The sequence below is a fragment of the Planktothrix agardhii genome (genome assembly GCF_904830935.1).
Lineage (GTDB): Bacteria > Cyanobacteriota > Cyanobacteriia > Cyanobacteriales > Microcoleaceae > Planktothrix > Planktothrix agardhii.
In genome coordinates, this window is the sequence record NZ_LR882952.1 from 1948713 (window position 1) to 1966585 (window position 17873).

At 40.1% G+C, this 17873-nt stretch carries 19 protein-coding genes; 9 read left to right on the forward strand and 10 right to left on the reverse strand.

Translation table 11 applies throughout. The annotated features are described in order from the left end of the window. Positions 1-58: 58 nt before the first annotated feature. The 3 genes from NMG88_RS08995 to NMG88_RS09005 all read left to right on the forward strand — a co-directional run bounded on the left by NMG88_RS08995 (position 59) and on the right by NMG88_RS09005 (position 2101). The gene (locus tag NMG88_RS08995; RefSeq protein ID WP_254035345.1) at positions 59-817 is read left to right on the forward strand and encodes a hypothetical protein; all 759 of its coding nucleotides are present in this window, start codon (positions 59-61) and stop codon (positions 815-817) included. Positions 818-821: 4 nt separating this feature from the next. Beyond that, positions 822-995 carry a hypothetical protein gene (locus tag NMG88_RS09000; protein WP_158442074.1) on the forward strand — a complete coding sequence of 58 codons (174 nt, stop codon included), beginning with the start codon at positions 822-824 and terminating at the stop codon, positions 993-995. Positions 996-1168: 173 nt separating this feature from the next. Further along, a complete protein-coding gene (locus NMG88_RS09005) occupies positions 1169-2101 on the forward strand; it encodes a hypothetical protein (protein ID WP_254035346.1) in 933 nt (310 codons plus the stop codon). 54 nt (positions 2102-2155) lie between these two features. Here the strand turns inward: NMG88_RS09005 and NMG88_RS09010 are convergent, their stop codons facing one another. Next, positions 2156-2986 carry a Ycf66 family protein gene (locus NMG88_RS09010; protein WP_254035347.1) on the reverse strand — a complete coding sequence of 277 codons (831 nt, stop codon included), beginning with the start codon at positions 2984-2986 and terminating at the stop codon, positions 2156-2158. Between the two features lie 201 nt (positions 2987-3187). After that, complete coding sequence (gene psbX, locus NMG88_RS09015; RefSeq protein WP_071782561.1) at positions 3188-3307, reverse strand: photosystem II reaction center X protein; 120 nt, start codon at positions 3305-3307, stop codon at positions 3188-3190. 161 nt (positions 3308-3468) lie between these two features. Between psbX and NMG88_RS09020 the strand changes: the two genes are divergently transcribed. From NMG88_RS09020 to NMG88_RS09030, 3 genes are all read left to right on the forward strand, one after another. Next, a complete protein-coding gene (locus NMG88_RS09020) occupies positions 3469-3750 on the forward strand; it encodes a YggT family protein (RefSeq protein WP_235757693.1) in 282 nt (93 codons plus the stop codon). Positions 3751-3862: 112 nt separating this feature from the next. After that, a complete protein-coding gene (locus tag NMG88_RS09025) occupies positions 3863-5584 on the forward strand; it encodes a tetratricopeptide repeat protein (protein ID WP_254035348.1) in 1722 nt (573 codons plus the stop codon). Positions 5585-5650: 66 nt separating this feature from the next. Then, positions 5651-6127: a hypothetical protein gene (locus NMG88_RS09030; RefSeq protein WP_254032391.1), complete on the forward strand. Its 477-nt coding sequence runs from the start codon at positions 5651-5653 to the stop codon at positions 6125-6127. On the opposite strand, the gene NMG88_RS09035 is transcribed toward NMG88_RS09030, so the two are convergent. After that, positions 6124-6609: a hypothetical protein gene (locus tag NMG88_RS09035; RefSeq protein WP_042155788.1), complete on the reverse strand. Its 486-nt coding sequence runs from the start codon at positions 6607-6609 to the stop codon at positions 6124-6126. The genes NMG88_RS09030 and NMG88_RS09035 overlap by 4 nt on opposite strands. Positions 6610-6716: 107 nt before the next feature. Here NMG88_RS09035 and aroA point away from each other — a divergent pair, with 107 nt between their 5' ends. Beyond that, positions 6717-8066 carry a 3-phosphoshikimate 1-carboxyvinyltransferase gene (gene aroA, locus NMG88_RS09040; RefSeq protein WP_254035349.1) on the forward strand — a complete coding sequence of 450 codons (1350 nt, stop codon included), beginning with the start codon at positions 6717-6719 and terminating at the stop codon, positions 8064-8066. Positions 8067-8177: 111 nt separating this feature from the next. Here aroA and NMG88_RS09045 read toward each other — a convergent pair whose 3' ends face one another. Together NMG88_RS09045 and NMG88_RS09050 are read right to left on the reverse strand one after the other, a co-directional pair. Further along, positions 8178-8582, reverse strand: coding sequence for a type II toxin-antitoxin system VapC family toxin (locus tag NMG88_RS09045; RefSeq protein ID WP_042155783.1), 405 nt, complete (start codon positions 8580-8582; stop codon positions 8178-8180). After that, positions 8579-8914, reverse strand: a complete 336-nt coding sequence (locus NMG88_RS09050) for a hypothetical protein (RefSeq protein ID WP_235766029.1) — start codon at positions 8912-8914, stop codon at positions 8579-8581. The genes NMG88_RS09045 and NMG88_RS09050 overlap by 4 nt, the downstream gene beginning before the upstream one ends. A gap of 315 nt (positions 8915-9229) precedes the next feature. Here NMG88_RS09050 and NMG88_RS09055 point away from each other — a divergent pair, with 315 nt between their 5' ends. Both NMG88_RS09055 and NMG88_RS09060 read left to right on the forward strand, forming a co-directional pair. Continuing rightward, entirely contained in the window at positions 9230-9832 is a 603-nt protein-coding gene (locus NMG88_RS09055) for a hypothetical protein (RefSeq protein ID WP_026786155.1), read from the forward strand. Positions 9833-10090: 258 nt separating this feature from the next. Continuing rightward, positions 10091-10315, forward strand: coding sequence for a DUF4327 family protein (locus NMG88_RS09060; protein ID WP_026786154.1), 225 nt, complete (start codon positions 10091-10093; stop codon positions 10313-10315). A 160-nt stretch (positions 10316-10475) separates the two neighbouring features. Here NMG88_RS09060 and NMG88_RS09065 read toward each other — a convergent pair whose 3' ends face one another. From NMG88_RS09065 to NMG88_RS09085, 5 genes are all read right to left on the reverse strand, one after another. Beyond that, positions 10476-11684, reverse strand: coding sequence for a protein kinase domain-containing protein (locus NMG88_RS09065; protein WP_042155779.1), 1209 nt, complete (start codon positions 11682-11684; stop codon positions 10476-10478). Between the two features lie 297 nt (positions 11685-11981). Then, entirely contained in the window at positions 11982-14009 is a 2028-nt protein-coding gene (locus tag NMG88_RS09070; protein WP_235751874.1) for a serine/threonine phosphatase, read from the reverse strand. Positions 14010-14145: 136 nt separating this feature from the next. Further along, positions 14146-16518: a single-stranded-DNA-specific exonuclease RecJ gene (gene recJ / locus NMG88_RS09075; RefSeq protein ID WP_227364993.1), complete on the reverse strand. Its 2373-nt coding sequence runs from the start codon at positions 16516-16518 to the stop codon at positions 14146-14148. 16 nt (positions 16519-16534) lie between these two features. After that, on the reverse strand, positions 16535-17344 hold the full coding sequence (locus NMG88_RS09080) for a PD-(D/E)XK nuclease family protein (RefSeq protein WP_026798034.1): 810 nt from the start codon (positions 17342-17344) through the stop codon (positions 16535-16537). A gap of 101 nt (positions 17345-17445) precedes the next feature. Further along, complete coding sequence (locus tag NMG88_RS09085; RefSeq protein WP_081692328.1) at positions 17446-17868, reverse strand: thiol-disulfide oxidoreductase DCC family protein; 423 nt, start codon at positions 17866-17868, stop codon at positions 17446-17448. Positions 17869-17873: the final 5 nt, after the last annotated feature.

A 17873-nucleotide genomic window follows, 5' to 3' on the forward strand; every position in this document is an offset into this window, starting at 1 on the left:
GCTAAACTTGACCTTTTCCTTTCTTCAGAATTGTCATTAAAAGAAAAGGAGGTTTGTTATGGATTGTCCAAGAGATCATAAACAGGGACGTAGAATGTGTGACTTAGTAAAACTCCCAAATCATCAAGAATGGCTCTGCACTGAATGCAAATCGGAGTTTATTAAAAAAGGAGAAGGAGGTGATATTGATTGGGGCTGGTTACTGATTTGTATTTTAGGCTTTCTTTTTGTGGTTTTAGTGCTGAGTGGGTGTGAGAAGCCAGCCAATTTATTGTTAATCAGAATAGCAGATATTAGTGCTTCTGCATTGAATGATTCCCAGCAAATCAAAGTCTCTAAAGATGCTTGTTTTGGGGTGGCTGATGTTGCTAAATCTGGGGATAAAGCAGCTTTAATTCAGGTCAGCCAAGATCTGATTGCATCTGATCCGGTTGTCATCAAAGACCAGAGTGATCTGTATTCTCTCTGCCATCAAAAACCTGAACTTAAAGGACAAGGAACCTATATTTGTCCGGCTTTAGAACTAGCAGCAGAAATGAGCGATCGCCATTCTGAAACTCTGATGATTATTCTACAGGCTCAAGCCAACGAACAGGAAGAATTTTGTCCCGAAACCTTAACGAATTTAGCTGATAAAGTGTCCTCCCGAAACGGGACGTTATTAGTGGTTGGAAGTACCAATGATGGCAATACGGGCTTTAATTCACAACTTTGGGATAGTCTAAAAAGCTTACCTAATACCCAATTTTGTAACCAAAATATCAGAGGTTGCGTTAAAGATTCGATTCAAAAAATTCGTTCTGCTCAGGAGAAGTAAACCTATGATTTCTAAATTTGATGAAGATGTGATTTTACAGGAATTTATTGCTGAGAAGTTGTTACCTGAACAACTCCCCAATATCTTTGTGCTTTACCCTCGCTTAAGCCAAAACTTGACGATTTTAGCCCCGTTAAAGTATGCCTTAGAAATGAAGCGACGGTATCAAGTTAGTTAATTATCCTTCCCAGTCGAACAAGTAAACTTTGTTAGGAAAGTGTTGCTATTTTCTATTTAATGCTACTTTAGTACACTTTCCTAAATTTTTAATCCATCTTACTTTGTGAGGAAAATTATCCTATGAACTTACACAAATTTATCGTTCTTTTCTGTATCACAATTGCTGCACTAATGAATAGTCGAGCACCTTATGCGGCTTTAGCAGGGTTTTCCGGCGAATGGCGCTGGGTTATTGCGATCGCAGTTAGTTTTCCTCTTGTTTATTTTACAGAATGGGCTATTGCTTATGATGTGGCAATTTCCAGTATTAAACGAGATATTCACCATGATCAAGAGCAAATAGAAGCCAAAAAAATAAACACCAAAAATCAACTAATTGCAGTACGCGCAGAAGCAGAACAAATGGTCTTTAATGCAGTTTTGAAAGGCTATTTGCATCAAAAATCAAAAGTCTTTGTTGTTTTTGCCAGTGGGCTTTTAATTGTGGAATATGCAGCCACTCTATTTTATGTTCGATTTCAAGGGGAAGATACCGATTGGATTATCTATATTGTCCCCTTACTCGGAATCATTTTAACAATAATGACAGGATTCTATACCGGGAAAATTATTCGTTATCCTGAATACAAACGGCAAATTTCCCAAAAGTTTGATGCTTATTATCAACAACGTTATCAAGAAAACCCCGATGGAATTAAACACGCCAGCCGTGAGTTTTGGGTCTTAGAAGAACAAACTAAGTATGTGTTAGATCACCCCCAATCTACCCCTGAACAACGCAATCAAAAAGAAAATCAAGTTTGGATAGAACTGCTAATTCATCAATATAATCAAGTCTTGAAACAAGGGCAACAAGCAATTCAGGAGAAAAGACGCCAGTTAAATCAAAGTCCAGTGGGGTTAATTAGTCGAGAAGCTTGGGAAACAGCCATTAATGAGGAGATCAAAGCCATCACTGAGGAGTTCCAATTAGAACTTTACCAGCTTCAAAGTGAATTAAAACGACGGGGCTATTCTATTGAATCTAATCAGGTCTTATCGACTGAAAAAATGAATTCTATTAAGCCTCCTAAATGGCAACTTAAACCTGATTCTCATTCCTAATTATTCAAGGAAGTCTCACTGATGCTAGGTGGACTTCCTTAAATTTAAGGGAAATTAAGAAGAACTATCAACCTCATCATCCGAATAGTCTACGGATCGATATTCAACATAGTCTGTTGAATTATCATTCGGACGGCGATCTTCAGAATAGCGATATTCCGAAGAAGCAGAGGGACGACGGCGAGATCGGGGTGCATCAGAAGCCGAAGTTGTCCAATCCTCTCGATCTACCGCAGGCGTTGCGGGAGGGCGGTTAGAGCGACTTTTAGGAGGTCTTTGTTGCCGTTCTCTAGGGGGTTCTCCCCAATCCGAGGTCGGTTCTGGACGAGATTCTGGACGAGATTCTGGACGAGATTCTGGACTGGGACGACGTTTGCGAGGACGTTCCGCCGAGGTCGGATAGTCAACGGCACTACTTTTGCGACTAGAGGGACGCCGACGAACCGTATCATCCTCATAAGCATCGGCTCGGCTCAAACGAGTATCACGACTCCCGCGAATTTGACGGGCCATCGGCATATATTCGTCCGTCGGTTCGAGTTCATCTGCATCCACCCGATAAACGTCACTGACATAGCGTTCATCGTCCACAATGGGCCCTCGTTCCTTAGCTTGGACAACGGCAATTCCTCTGAGGCGAACACTTTCCACCGCAAAGAAAACCGCACTTCCAGTTAATAAAAATTGACCAAAGGCTAGAATTGGATCAAGTCGCCATCCTTGAAACAACAGAATCCCGCCACAGAGTAACGCAATGGCAGCAAAGAAAATATCATGATCCCGTGCTAGTTTTGGCCGCCAAGAACGCAGGAAATATAATCCAGCACCAGAAACCGCGAGGGCAATGCCCACTAAGCTGCTGAAATTTAAACCTAAATTAACCATTATTTTTTCTCCTATGCCAGTCCTATCTTAGCGATTTCTTTTGAAAATCTCTAATCACCGGAGCTTGGGGCTGGGTATTTTGGCAACAATACAACATTAGGGGCTATCGATTCAGACAAAATTCTGATTCTTAGCCCCTAAGTTTATGGGTTTAACCAGGATTTTGGCAAGTCTGCCTAGACCTGTTCCCAGATAACCAATCTAGGAACGAATGACTTTATCTTTTTTGCTGATAAAGAGCAGACCGACAGTTGCAGGAATCACCACAATCAGGATTCCAGCCAGCAAACTATAGAAAAAGTTCATTAATGAAGGTGTCATAACAAATGCGATCCTTGTCTTAGATTGATTTCTTGGTTTAACAGTTTAACAAAATTTCACAATCTTGAGAAGGTATTTGTCTGTTTATGAGAAAACTTCCCAAAACCGCTAGAATTGATCCGATAAACAGTAACAAAACTTAAAATATTTTTTCCGATCCTATGGACACAATAACAATTTTAACTTGGGGTTTAGGTTTAATTCTGGGTTTGATGACCTTTTTGTTTATTTTCAGAATCGTCCTCACCTGGTATCCCCAAGTTAACCAGCAGCGTTTTCCATTTAACCTAGTTGTTTGGCCCACCGAACCCTTTTTAGTCATTACCCGCAAAATTGTTCCCCCCGTGGGAGGAGTTGATATCACCCCGATTATTTGGGTGGGACTATTCAGCTTGTTACGAGAAATGCTCCTCGGTCAACAGGGATTATTAAGAATGATGTAGGTTAATCTTTGAATATTAGTGGATCAGGATTTAGATCAAAACAGTGTATTATGTCCGATACTGGCGGTTTTGTCCAGAATTTCAATAACAACTATATTGTCTAAGTTTATTTATGTTACGCCGAATTATTCAATTTTTCAAACGACTGATTCAACGACTGTTCGGGAAACAACCCACTCCTCCGTCCCCATCGGTCGAAACGACTCCAACTCGCACGGATACGGAATATGAAGCCCTATTTCTGCAACTGTTGGAAACCTTACAACCCGCCAGCAGTCGGGGACAAATTAAGGGATGGTTAATTGGTAACAGAGTTCAAGAAGCGGAATTAGTGGCTTGGTTGGAACGCTTTGGCACCCGACTACAGGAAACACCCAGCCAACACGAAGAACTCGCACGACGTCTGGTATTTTTAGCGAGTTTGGATATTGGTGATTTAGGAGATGTGGCAGGAAGTATTGGTAGAAGCATTTTAGCCCAAATAACTCCACAAACCGAGGTTACAACTTCAGATATTAATGAGGTTAAACCGATTATTGATGCAGATTTTATCGAGGATGGGTTGAGGGTTGCTACTCCGGTGAATCCTTCTAATAATATTGAGGTTTCTCCGATTATTAATGCGGAATTTATTGGGGGTGGTATCACCAATTCAACAGCAGCAGAAACTCCAATTATTCAGGAAACTCCCGTTAGTTACCAACCGGATATAATTGCTGAAGAAACCCCAATTGTTGAGGAAACACCCGTTAATTACCAACCCGAAATTATTCCGGAAGAAACCCCAATTATTCAGGAAACTCCCGTTAGTTACCAACCGGATATAATTGCTGAAGAAACCCCAATTGTTGAGGAAACACCCGTTAATTACCAACCCGAAATTATTCCGGAAGAAACCCCAATTGTTGAGGAAACGCCCGTTAGTTACCAACCGGAGATTATTCCTGAAGAAACTCCAATTATTCAGGAAACTCCCATTAGTTACCAACCGGAAATTATTCCTGAAGAAACCCCAATTATTCAGGAAACTGCTGTTAATTATCAACCGGAAATTATTGTTGAAGAAACCCCAATAATTGAGGAAACTCCTGTTAATTACCAACCAGATATAATTCCTGAAGAAACCCCAATTATTCAGGAAATTCCTGTTAATTATCAACCGGAAATTATTGTTGAAGAAACCCCAATTGTTGAGGAAACTTCACCGGAAGTTAAAGAATGGTTTGATCAAGGCATTAAACAAGATGAAGCCGGAGACTTTCAAGGAGCTTTAGACTTATTTGATCAGATACTTCAGCTACAACCGAATCATGTTTGTGTTTGGTTTTATCGAGGTAATACCCTCAGAAGTCTAGGGAGAATAGAAGAAGCATTATCATCCTTTGAGCAAGCGATAATACTGCGACCAGAATATGCAGATGCTTGGAATAATCGAGGTAGTGTATTAGAGGTTTTAGGGAATATGGAAGAAGCCTTAAAATCCTATCAACTTGCAGTTGATTTAGAACCCAATGATCCCTATATTTGGAATAATCGCGGAAACGCTTTATCGGATTTAGGACGATTAGAAGAAGCCTTAGAATCCTATCAACAGGCTATTAAATTAGAGCCTAATTATTTTAATGCCTTATATAACCAAGGCATTTCACAACTCAATTTAGGACAATTAGAAGCAGCCTTAATTTCTTTTAATCGTGCCCTAGAATTGCAACCGGATGATGCCGATGTTTGGTATAATAAAGGTCTGACATTACAGGATTTAGGACAAACAGAAGCAGCCGTTGCAGCCTTTGAAAAAGTCAGGGAATTGCAACCGGATGAAACCGAAGGTTAAACCCATTAAAGTAAGGTGCGTGTATTGGAATACCCGCACCATTTCACTAAAATTAATATAATATTTATGCGTTTTAACCCCTATTTATTAAAGATCGTAACCGTTGTTGCGATCGCATTTTCCCTAAACAGTTGTAGCAGTAAACCCGCTGACTGCATTAAACTTATGGATATGATCAATGAAGGTCAAACCCTAGTAGTTAACCTCAGTCCTAAATTAGATGGGAAAACCACACAACAACTGTCTCAAGAATTAAACAGTATTGCTAAGGAGATAGAAACCCTAACGATTAAAGATAAATCCCTACAAACCTTTCAGAAAAACTCAACCAAACAGTTTAAAGACCTCTCCAATAGTCTAAAACAAATCGCTGAATCCCTAACTATTGCGGAGAAAGTGCCCGTTACTCCAGAAGGGAAAAAACAACTATTAGAAGCTCAAAAAAATGTCGAAGAAAATGGTCAAAAAGCCAAACAAATTGCTACAAATAATGAGGCATTATTCAAAGAATTAGTCAACTATTGCCCCAGTAAAAAACCCTAATGGTGAATTTCCAGACTTAAAACATAACGACCCATTTGCAAATTTTCTGACCAGAGTTCGTATTCCAAACGCACATATTCCGGTAGAGGATGTCCGACTAATTCCAACTTCCGAGTAAAATTACGCAGACGCAATTGACTGCCTATAGCTTGTAAATCCGTTTGTAAATAATAGCGACTCAAGCCATACATTCCCTGTTGCCATAAATGACGATAACTATATTTTCCCTGTCCCTGCATCGTCATCACCGCCCGATAGGGAGACACCTCCAGCCACAATAACCGGGGTTTCTGGGGAGGTTTTGGCGTTTCCTGGGGCAAAATATCAGGCTCCCATTCCACTAAGGCAGGTTCATGTAACAATAAATGGAACTGGTCGCGCTCCTTCTGATAGAGGGTTGCCGACCCCTCAATTAAAGAGCGAAGGGGTAAGTCTATGGCAACTAAAGACAGACTCACGGGGACACGATAGTGTGTTAACATAACTCATCTCAATATTAGGTAAAATTCTCGATGTTTCCAATTTGCTTAGGGTCGAGAAAGCGGTAGGATCACTTTTAGAAATCAGTGGCCTAATCTAAAATCATAAAATGCAAGAGACTATCGTAACAACAGAAAATAGAGAAACTGAGCAAATATTAACAATACACCCCCCCAAATCGGGATTATCCTTACAAGGTCGCATCCGCATTCCTGGGGATAAGTCAATTTCCCATCGGGCTTTAATGTTAGGAGCCTTAGCCCAGGGTGTCACCACCATCGAAGGGTTATTGTTAGGAGCAGACCCCCGCAGCACCGCCCAATGTTTTTCTCGGATGGGGGCAGAAATTTCCGAGTTAAATTCCGAACGGGTAGAAGTCAAAGGCATTGGACTGGGTAATCTGCAAGAACCCCTGGAAGTCTTAGACGCCGGAAATTCCGGTACAACCCTACGATTAATGTTAGGAATACTCGCCTCCCACCCCGGACGATTTTTTAGTGTCACCGGGGATAGTTCCCTGGCACGTCGCCCCATGTCCCGTGTTACTAAACCTTTACAACAGATGGGGGCCACCATTTGGGGCCGTCAAGGGGGATCTTATGCACCCCTAGCGGTTCAGGGTCAAGCCCTGCGCCCCATTCATTATGTTTCCCCCATTGCTTCAGCCCAGGTGAAATCCTGTATTCTGTTAGCCGCGTTGATGACGGAGGGGGAAACCACCGTTACCGAACCCGCCCTGTCCCGGGATCACAGTGAACGAATGTTAAGGGCATTTGGGGCTAATTTAACCGTTGAACCGGATACTTATAGTGTAACGGTTAAAGGGCCAGCAGAACTGCACGGTCAGCACGTTGTAGTTCCGGGGGATATTAGTTCGGCGGCTTTTTGGTTAGTGGCGGCGGCCATTGTTCCCGGGTCGGAATTAGTCGTGGAAAATGTGGGGGTAAACCCGACTCGCACAGGGATTTTAGAAGCCTTAGAAAAAATGGGAGCGAATTTACAATTAGACAATGAACGGACTGTGGCGGGGGAACCCGTGGCGGATATTCGAGTTAAATATAGTCTGTTAAAAGCCTGTGAAATTGGGGGGGATATTATTCCTAGATTAATTGATGAAATTCCGATTTTGGCGGTGGCTGCGGCTTTTGCTGAGGGGACAACTATTATTAAAGATGCGGAAGAATTAAGGGTGAAAGAAAGCGATCGGATTACGGTAATGGCGACTCAAATGAGTCAATTAGGAGCTAAAATTAGTGAACGTCCCGACGGTTTAGAAATTACCGGGGGTTTTCCTTTAAATGGGACAGAAGTTGATAGCGATACGGATCATAGAATTGCCATGAGTTTAGCGATCGCGGCTTTGAATTGTCAAGGAAAAACTACTATTCACCGCGCCGAAGCTGCCGGAATTTCTTATCCGAATTTCGTGGCTACGTTAACCGAAATTTGTACGGTTTAAAATTGTCTTAAAAACCAAGAATCCCGGTTTCTGATTAGTTGAGAAGCCGGGTTTCAACGCATTTTTAAAATATACTTTTAACAATTTAAGGTTAAGTATAATGGAACATAATCAACGAATAAAAGTAATCTGACAAATATTAAGAACTATTACAGGTTCAAATTCTTTGCGATCAGATGTGAGCAATATTCCTGCTTCTTTCTTAGCTAAAGCTAGGGCAAAACAATCGGCTAAAGAAATTCGTTTTATACTTGCTTTATAACGTCCAACCGTTCGCCAAAACATGGCATCTAAATCGTAACGAGTGATTATATTAATATTAGTTAATTCCTGTATCAGTTGTTCTGTTTCTGCTTCGCCAATATCCCTATAAAAATCATAGTAAACTTCACAAAGGTTAATGGCATGAACCATACAAGTGTGATCTTGATTAACCAGGGTTTCTCTAACAATATCTGCACCCGTTTCATTCCGCAAAAAAGCAATCACAGCACAAGCATCTAAAATAATATTCATCCGTTGCGTTCCTCCCAGTCAATATCCTTTTGTTTTTGTTGAGCAAAATCTTCACTACTGGTGGAAGCATGAGCATATTTTCCTTGTAGGGTATTAATCAAAATTTTTCGTTTTTTGAGTTTATCAACAGAAATTAATCGCTCTTCTAAAACATCTTCCTTGCCTTTTTCAAAAGATTCTTTAAACCCAGGAATTTTAAGTAATTTTTCTGTTGCTTCTTGACTTTCTCGTTCTGCTAAATATGATAAAAAATCCGCAGCTACCATGAGTTTTTCAGGAGATAGCTGATCAACATACTGTTTAACTTGATTGCGAATATCGGTAATGTTCATAAAGTGCTTTTGAATTGGGTTATTGTTTATAATATATTTTTTTTTAAGAATGCGATCGTAAAAACTAAAGAAACCCAGTTTCAACAGAAGCGCTCGCAGTTAACCCAACCTGAGTATTAGGATGTACTAGACTAAAATAATATTCATCCGTTTTTATTTTACAGTGTGATCGCTGATTCTGAAAAGAATCAACAAGTACCATAAAAACCCCTATTAATTCTGTTAACTTTTATAATATTTTTTGAAAATAATCTTGTGAGTTTTTAAAGACTCAAGTAAAGTATATAAAATATTGTTAACTGGAGATCAACATTGATGTTAGTTCCTAATCGAGACCAATACCGCCCTTCGGAAGAAGAAATTGAGCAAATGTGGCAAGAATTACAAGTCGTATATACCCCCCTAGAAGATCCATCTGTTAATAAACTCCTCCAAGAATTAAGAAAAATTTTGGTTAATGGGGGTGCGGAGTTCGCCCGATTTAAGGTTTCTCCCCATGCGGTGTTAAATTGGTTTGGCTCCAGGGACTTACTGAATGAAATTAATTTTTTTGAACAGTTTGTTACCTTACCCCCAGTGATGGATGGTTTATCAGCTTTAGAAATTGAAACCCCTTTAACCACAGACCTAGACCTAACGGAAGATACCAGTGCTTTCACCTTAGATGGAGAATTAGCAGAGGCTTTATTTTTAGGTGGCGCAGATGAAGAATTTGAAGGAACTGCGAAACAAGCCAAGGATATCGGGATGAAATTTTGTGAGACTTTGTTTGGAAGTCGCTATGATGAAATTCAGATGTATATTTCTCAAGAACCTTGGACAGAGTGGTTCGCGGGCGTTTCTTGGGATGTGACTTGGTTTGGAATTGATAAGCGAAACTATCAAGTTTGGGTATTGTGTATTACGGATACCGATTAATTAGAGAGCGATTCCTAGTCAATAAGTTGGGATTACACTTTTTGGTTTTCCCCGCTATAATTGGCTTTAGGGTGAAATTCAAGCCATCGTCATCGAGAATTAACACCTAAATTAAAAAAAAGATTGCTTTTTCAAAGTTTATGCTATACTCATGATCGAGGAAGTTGCTTTGAGTGGCATCAGCCCTGTATGCAAAGAAAAATCGTTCAGGTTGGAAAGCGTTAACCCTTTAGAAATTAGAACAACTTAAGAGGTATTATGAGCCAAAAGGTTATACACCCGATGGATAAATTACAGCGTCAGGTGGATTCCCTGGTCAAGTCTGACATTATCAAACCTTCCGATAGTCTATGGAAAATTGCCCTTCTCTATGGCGATGAATGGAAATATTGGAAACAGGAATTGTTAGAATTTGGTTTCTCCATGCAAGATCCACTCAGCGAGTTATTAGCCGTTGAAGCTTGGGATGAAGACGAAGATTAGAAACCTATTTCTCAAACTCTCCTTGATTTCAGTCGGTCTATAATCAATCAAAAATTCATCCTTTCAAATTCCACTGTCTAAAGTTTTGTATTTCTCTATCCGTGGCTTTTAGTCCTTTGCTCTTTCCTCCTGCTTTGCATAAATCTTCCTCACGATTTGATCAATTTAGGCACTGGGCTAAAGCTTGAGATAGAGATTGAGCCGTTGGATAGCGATCCTTGGGTCGGTATTCCGTGGCTTGTTCAATCACTTTTCGCAGTTGAGGCGTAATCGTGGGAACGTTATCGAGTTCAAAACCATAACTATTCCCTCGTTTACCATAGAATTTGAGGGGTGTTTCGGCGGTCAGTAAAAAAATTAAGGTTGTACCGATCGCATATAAATCCGATTGAGTCAGGGGTTGTCCTCGATCCTGTTCAGGAGCGCTATATCCTTCAGCCCCGATGCGGGTTCCGGGCGGCGTTCCGATTTCCTTCACGGCTCCAAAGTCCAAAACTACAATGCGGTGATCCCGTCTCCGCAACAGCAAATTGGCAGGCTTGATATCTCGGTGGATTAGAGGCGGATCGAGGGAGTGAATATAGTCTAATATCTCGCAGGTTTGAATCATCCACTGGATCGCCTGTTGGGGAATTACTGGCCCCCGTTGATGGATATACTGTTCCAGATCGGTGCCATGGATCATTTCCATGACTAAATATTTTTTGCCATCTTCCACGAAAAAGTCATAAAACTGGGGAATTCCCCCATGGTTTAAGGCTTTTAGGGTACGGGCTTCCCGTTCAAATAATTCTTGGGCCTTGGCAATTTGTGCCATATCCGCATTCATTTCTTTGAGAACAACGACAACAGGGACAGCCGATTTAGCCGTGGTAGAATCCCAGGCTAGGGTGGTTGTTCCCATTCCTCCCTGTCCGATGGTTCTCAATACTTGATATTGTCGGATTGTGCGTTCAACCAGAATGGGAAGCCCACAATGAATACAGAATAAATTCCCCGGCGTATTCCCTTGATGTTTGCAGGAGGGAGGAGTGGCCGGAATAGCAATGACACTGGCCTGGAGTTGAATTTGCAATAAGGGGCCATCTTTTGCTAATTCAATTAAAGCACCATCCCCGACTAAACCCTGATTCATGAGAACCCCATTCACAAAGGTTCCATTTGTTCCCTTACTCACGAGTAACCAAAGGGAATTCAGGGTTTCATCCGTTGGACGGTGTAACTCCAGATGATAACGGGAAACCAAGGAATCAACGATTACAACTTGATTATCCGCCGCCCGTCCAACTCGAATTACCGCCTCCTGTGCAAATGTCCACTGTCGCAGGGGGGTTTTTTGTTGGGGGTCTAACAACGTTAGAATTAACATAAATTCAGTTATCAGTTAAGAGAATTACGAATAGGTAATGATTAATGGGTAATGAGTTTACCGATACTTTTTGGCTTTTGTATCAGGTTGCTGTAAGTATTTAATAGTTTCGTTTTTTCTCAACGTATTTGGATGCAGATCCAGAAATTCGACCGCTTTTCTGAGTGGTATGTATGCCATGTCTTAAACTATAACATACGTTAGCATTTGTTAACAAAACTTACTCTGTTAAACAACCTCCCTATGCTCTCTCTAAGAGAGTCCTAAAAGACTCACTAGGTTGAGACACCCCTTCCCCTAAACCCAAGCTCGAACTACAATAGCCGTAATATTATCGTGACCATTATGTTGATTCGCCAGAGCAATTAAACTGTCTACTGCTGTGGATAAAGGGGTTTCGGGCTTGAGTAAGGGTTCAAGTTGGGTTTCGCAGAATATTTCTAAGAGGTTATTATCCGTTAAGCCGTCGGATGCTATAATTAGAACCGTATCTTCCTCAATTTCCAAAAACTGAACCTCTGGATGAACAAACTGCTCCTCCCTCGGCCCTAGGGCTTGGGTTAATTGATAGGCGTCGGGACGAGAGTAGGCCAGTTCTGGATCAATTCCTTTTTGAATTTCCCGTTGTCCGACTTCATGATCAACGGTAACTTGCTGTAACCCATGGGTGCGAGTTAAACGATATAACCGACTATCTCCAACATGAGCCACCGCCACTTGGTGACCAACCACTAAGGCCATCACTAAGGTTGTACCCATGCGACCCACACCGGAACGGACTCCCTGTTGATTTTCAGTATAAATCGCTTCATTTGCCTGAAGAATTGCATCCTGTAGGATTTCTGCCGTGGGGAGTCCATGGGGATATTGGTTTTGAAAATAGTCTTTCAGGGTGTCAACCGCCATTTGACTCGCCACTTCCCCTCCGGCGTGTCCTCCCATCCCATCACAGAGAATATATAAACCCCGGACGGAGCTTGTTTGTCCCTGGGGTGTTTCTTGAATCTTGATTTGGGTTTCCATCCCAAAACAGTCCTCATTGTGATCCCGTTGACGTCCGATATCGGTACGTCCCACCGCTTCTAGGGATTTGAGTTTCTGAGCCGGAATTACCGTTGGAGCTTGATTTAAGCTCGATGGCGGGGTTGCTGTTCGATCTATCGGTTGGGGGGTTGAGGTTGAGGGAAAATTAATTTCATCTAAAACTACCATTAAATCTTTTTGCAATTGTTCAACGGTTTGAATTTTTCCTTCAATTAAATCGCGTAATTTTTCTTTTAAGGAACCTACATAAGTCCGTTGGGATTGTTCAAATAACTCCTGCCATAATAATCCTAAATCCGATAAACTCAGGGCAGAATTGGGCGATTCAAAATACAATTGTTTTAAACATAACTGTTGAGAATCTTCAGAAAAAAACCTTAAATTCTGAATTTCTAATAAACTTTGACGACAGTTCCAAGGTTCCAACAATACCCAGAGTTTTACTAAGTCCTCTAACCAATAAACAATTTGTTTGGCTGTGTTTTTCTTGTTACTCCACAGGTCAGATAATAGGGGGAAATTAGTAAAATCTTCTAAAATAATCACACTATAGAAAGGCTGTTCCCAGGCATCTTGTAAGCGAGGGAAATAGTTAGAATGCTCGGAAGCTAAGGAAAAATAGGGTTGTGCCGCCGTAATAATAAAGGTCTGTAATTGCTTATCTGATGGGGTAGAATCTTGTTTTTCTAGGGCTTTTAGGGGAGACACCTGCAAGGGCTGGGTATCTAAAACCTTCACCGTCAGGGTTTCTCCTGACTGTAGCGGAGGTAAGGGTTCGAGGAGTTGATAACGCTGTTGGGGGTCTAAATAGGCTCCAATAGGGAGTTCGAGCGATTCCATATCCTGCGATGACGGTTCACCGGAGGGACTCAGGGCATCCTGGGGGGCGATGGTGATGGCTTCGATATCTGCTTGGGAGAAAATTTCTTCTTCGGGTTCAATAGCTGCAGGTGTTGGGTCTGACTCTTGAGGGGTTTCAGGAGTAAGGGGTTCAGTCTCAATTCGATCTGAAATCGCTTCCTCGACGGTATTGGCCCCCTCTAAATGGTCATTATTTAAAGATTCTAATTGATCAGGTTGAGCAGCGACTAAGGACGAAGGGCTAACCACGGCTAGATAAACTGTTCCAGTTACTGTCCCGCAGTTGTGACATTCCAGGGTATTTAGGGGAACGGTAGCCGCACATTCAGGACAATATTTCTGGGTAAGGGAAGTACCGCAGCTTTGGCAAAACTTATTTAGATTAGGGTTTTCAAATTGACACTGGGGACAAACGACCATAGTTAGATTCCCTGCCTTTTTAGAAATCACACAGGGATATTTTAAGGGTACGATTTTTTATTATACAACAGGATTAGGAAAAATGGATCATTCCCGATTCATGAATCTTAACTTCCATTATTTTAAATTTTTAAGTTCAGTTTTTGTTACCTTCCTTGATGATGGTTTGAATCGCGATTGATTCGAGGGTTGACAAGGGAATTTTACAGAAATATCGACGGCGAAACTGTTCTTCTTGGATGGTATCTAGGAAGTTTTGGATTAATTGATTCAGGGTTTCAGAAGCATAAAAACTGGATAATTTTTCCCAGCTAATATCTAACTTTTGATCCTGATATTCAATATCAAATCCTAATTGTTGCAAGATTTTAAAACCAATTTTTAAGGGAATCACTCCTAAATTTAATTGATTTCGGAGTTGTTGAATAGTCACGGGTTGATGGGTGCGACTGAGATATTTGGCAATACCGATCAGTTGTTCCCAAATTTTTTCAGGCGGTAATAATTCGGGTAGGGTATAAGCGATCACTAAAGGTCTTTTTTCAGTATGGGCGCGGCGAAACCAAGATTGTAAATCTTCCCAACAGGTGGGACAGTCATTGAGAATTAATAAGTGATCAGATAAAGGTTGATTAAAGTTTTGATTACGATAATCTAAAATAGGATGGTTAGCAAGATTAATAGAGGCTGGAGGATTCTGATCTTGAGCAAAACGTAATTCTAAGATTCTAATTTCATATTGTTCTTTAAAGGTATTAAAATCGAGTTCTACAATCACATCTAATATTCCTTCGGGTAGCTCATCTTTATAATGTCCCCACCATACCCCAGGAAATCCAGTTGATATAGACTGATCCCATAGTTCAAAGGTGGTTTTAATATATTGAACTTTTTTCCCTCTTAAATCCTTTTCTGAAGTATTCCAAGCATTAGTAAACCAACAATTTTTAATTAATATTTTAGGAACTGGGTTTCCCATACCACAGGGTTCTAATAGTTTTAATTCCTGAAATAAATCAAACCCTAATTCGGCAACGGTACAAACTAAATCAACTTGAATATTTCGTTGTCCAATGTCCGACAAATCAGATTCTAATTTTTCTCGCATTTGGCGATTAATTGCATCTATAAATATCGGAATATTTTTTATTGGCAAACTCAACCCGGCGGCGAAGGGATGACCCCCAAAACGATGCAAAAGATGGGCTTGACTTTTGACTAATTCATATAAGTCAATTTGATTCACTGAACGAGCAGAACCCCTGGCTAATTTTACTTCTGAATTATCGCTAATTTCCTGCTGATAATTGCTTAAATCTATGCTTCCTTCTGTACTTAATAAAATGGTCGGTCGTCCATACTCTTGAGCTATTTGACCCGCCACTAAACCCAAAACTCCTCCTTGCCATTGCGGATCAGATAACACAATAACTTGAGTTGTAGATAGGTCAATTTTTTTTAATTTTTTCATCACATCGTGACTAACTTCTTTTTGTAATCCTTTGCGCCGGGTATTAGCTAATTCGGTTTCTATCGCTAATTCTTGACAGCGTTTTTTATCCTTGCTGGTTAGAAGTTCAACACAGAATTTAGCATCCCCATAAATGCGACTCACGGCATTAATTCGAGGGCCAAGACCAAAGGAAATATCGGTAGGACGATCGCCTGTTCGTTTGCATAAATCTAACAGTTTGACAACCCCTGGACGGGTAGGATTTTTTAATTGTTGTTGTAATTTTTTTATTCCTAATTGAGCTAAATAGCGACAATCTCCTTTAAGTTGAACTAAATCAGCAATTAAACCAATGGCGACTAAATCCAATAAATCTTCTAAGGGACGTTGGGGAATATCGGGCAAAGTTTCATATAATGCTTCAATTAATTTATAAGCAACCGCCACCCCCGATAGATGATATAAAGGATGATCTAAAGATAAATAACGGGGATTAATAATAGCAACTACTGGAGGTCTTTCTTCAAGTAAAGTATGATGATCGGTAACAATAATATCAATGCCTAATTGATTCGCATATTCAATTTCTTTTAAGTTGGTACTTCCGGTATCGCAAGTAACTATTAACTGACATCCCTGTTGATATAATTGATCAATTCCAGCACAATTTAATCCATGAGATTCGGTTAAACGATTGGGTATATAATAGGATAACTGCTGATTTTCTTGGTTAAAAAACTGTCCTAATCCATCCCATAATACGGAAGTTGCGGTAATTCCATCGGCATCAAAGTCCCCCCAAATTGTGATAATTTCTTGTTGATTTCGGGCTAAAATTAATCGCTCAATTGCCCTTTCCATCTCTATTCCAAATTCAAATGGACTAGATGGTTGATAACAATTATAGTTTAAAAACCCTAGCAATTGTTGAGGGGTTTGTATACCTCTATGTAATAATAATTGAGCCACATATTTCCCTGAAATTTGAGGAGCGTACTCTTGAATAATTGGGATAATCCAATCAGGAGTATCTAAATTTGGTTGAATTTGCCACATAGGAATGATGATTTCTTTAAATTATAACTTCTTGGACTTGATCAATATTATATAGATTCAGAGAATTTAAAGGTTGATCCAGGGATAATTCTTCGGAAACCCGTTGACAACGGATAGCAAATTGACAGGATTTACAATGTCCTTGACTTTGATCAACTTGGGGGAAAGATTCACCCTGTTGATAACGGTCTAAATAGTTATGAAATTGATCAATTAGTTGGTTTAAATCCTGTTGATTTTTCTGATGTTGTTGTTGAGTATAGGGAAAGTTTAAAAATTCAGGTGGTTGTTTTTGAGGAGACTTAACAAACCAATAGGTCATTGAAACTTGTTCGGGTAAATATTGACTGGTTTCGACTAAAAGATAGGGATATAAACGAGTTTGCCAATTATTTTCTAAAAGTTGGCGATTTTGAGGACGAGGATAGGTTTTCCAGTCAAAGATTTGTGCTTGTTTTTCTTCGGCTTTAATTAAATCATAAATAACTACTAATAAATCATTCCTAAAATTCAAACTACGGTAATGTTCTGCTTCTCTAAAAAAGAAGGTTGCGGGATCGGAATTTAACCTAAAAATATCCGATGCTACACTTAAAAATTCATCATAACAGCGTTTTAATTCCTGATCTTGGATCAGTAACAAATCCACAGGTAATCCTAACTCATGTTGCTGCATTAACAAGTGAAACTGATTTCCCCAGGCGATGCGTTCTTCCTGTTCTGGGGAAGTGGGTGAAACTAATTGATCTAAATAGGTATATTGAAATTTTCGAGGACACAGAGACAACAAATTTAAGTGTTGTTGAGATAGTCTAAATTGAGTCATAGCGATTGGATTAACAAACAATTATGATCTGAATTATAGCAACCGTCAAGGCATTAAAATATTTTTAGTTATTGTTCTTAATAAGTATCAAAAAAAATGATTTATTTTAAAGAACAGCTATCAAAACTGCATCGTGTTAAGCGTTTTCTCCGGGAAGCCACAAAGCTATAAATTTTCGGCCCTAAGAGGGAAGCACCCGGAAAATAAAGGATGAATAATAACGGCCAGAGAAGGGGTAGATAGTGAATCATTTCGCGCAATGCAAAGAAACCTGTTTTCACAGAACCATTAGGAAAAATGAGATGAATTTCAGCTAAACAGGCTTCTAAAGAAAGCTGAGGATAGGTCTTTTGAAGGGTCGTCCATTGTTCTTCAACGGGAATATAATTGAATTGTTGAAACCAGTCACAATAACATAAAAGGGTCATGGAACGAATACACAGAGGACAGAAACCATCATAAAGAATTTCCGGTTTTGGTTGACCCGAAAAATTGAGTTGATAACAGGAAAACATTTTAACCATCCTAT

Excerpts from the sequence above, each read along its gene's own strand:
- NMG88_RS09005 (WP_254035346.1), top strand. The coding sequence starts at position 1,169 with ATGAATAGTCGAGCACCTTATGCGGCTTTAGCAGGGTTTTCCGGCGAA.
- NMG88_RS09070 (WP_235751874.1), bottom strand. The coding sequence starts at position 14,009 with ATGGTCGTTTGTCCCCAGTGTCAATTTGAAAACCCTAATCTAAATAAG.
- NMG88_RS09010 (WP_254035347.1), bottom strand. The coding sequence starts at position 2,986 with ATGGTTAATTTAGGTTTAAATTTCAGCAGCTTAGTGGGCATTGCCCTC.
- NMG88_RS09020 (WP_235757693.1), top strand. The coding sequence starts at position 3,469 with ATGGACACAATAACAATTTTAACTTGGGGTTTAGGTTTAATTCTGGGT.
- psbX (WP_071782561.1), bottom strand. The coding sequence starts at position 3,307 with ATGACACCTTCATTAATGAACTTTTTCTATAGTTTGCTGGCTGGAATC.
- aroA (WP_254035349.1), top strand. The coding sequence starts at position 6,717 with ATGCAAGAGACTATCGTAACAACAGAAAATAGAGAAACTGAGCAAATA.
- NMG88_RS09065 (WP_042155779.1), bottom strand. The coding sequence starts at position 11,684 with ATGTTAATTCTAACGTTGTTAGACCCCCAACAAAAAACCCCCCTGCGA.
- NMG88_RS09055 (WP_026786155.1), top strand. The coding sequence starts at position 9,230 with ATGTTAGTTCCTAATCGAGACCAATACCGCCCTTCGGAAGAAGAAATT.
- NMG88_RS08995 (WP_254035345.1), top strand. The coding sequence starts at position 59 with ATGGATTGTCCAAGAGATCATAAACAGGGACGTAGAATGTGTGACTTA.
- NMG88_RS09030 (WP_254032391.1), top strand. The coding sequence starts at position 5,651 with ATGCGTTTTAACCCCTATTTATTAAAGATCGTAACCGTTGTTGCGATC.
- NMG88_RS09050 (WP_235766029.1), bottom strand. The coding sequence starts at position 8,914 with ATGAACATTACCGATATTCGCAATCAAGTTAAACAGTATGTTGATCAG.
- NMG88_RS09080 (WP_026798034.1), bottom strand. The coding sequence starts at position 17,344 with ATGACTCAATTTAGACTATCTCAACAACACTTAAATTTGTTGTCTCTG.
- NMG88_RS09035 (WP_042155788.1), bottom strand. The coding sequence starts at position 6,609 with ATGTTAACACACTATCGTGTCCCCGTGAGTCTGTCTTTAGTTGCCATA.
- NMG88_RS09045 (WP_042155783.1), bottom strand. The coding sequence starts at position 8,582 with ATGAATATTATTTTAGATGCTTGTGCTGTGATTGCTTTTTTGCGGAAT.
- NMG88_RS09000 (WP_158442074.1), top strand. The coding sequence starts at position 822 with ATGATTTCTAAATTTGATGAAGATGTGATTTTACAGGAATTTATTGCT.
- NMG88_RS09025 (WP_254035348.1), top strand. The coding sequence starts at position 3,863 with ATGTTACGCCGAATTATTCAATTTTTCAAACGACTGATTCAACGACTG.
- NMG88_RS09085 (WP_081692328.1), bottom strand. The coding sequence starts at position 17,868 with ATGGTTAAAATGTTTTCCTGTTATCAACTCAATTTTTCGGGTCAACCA.
- recJ (WP_227364993.1), bottom strand. The coding sequence starts at position 16,518 with ATGTGGCAAATTCAACCAAATTTAGATACTCCTGATTGGATTATCCCA.
- NMG88_RS09060 (WP_026786154.1), top strand. The coding sequence starts at position 10,091 with ATGAGCCAAAAGGTTATACACCCGATGGATAAATTACAGCGTCAGGTG.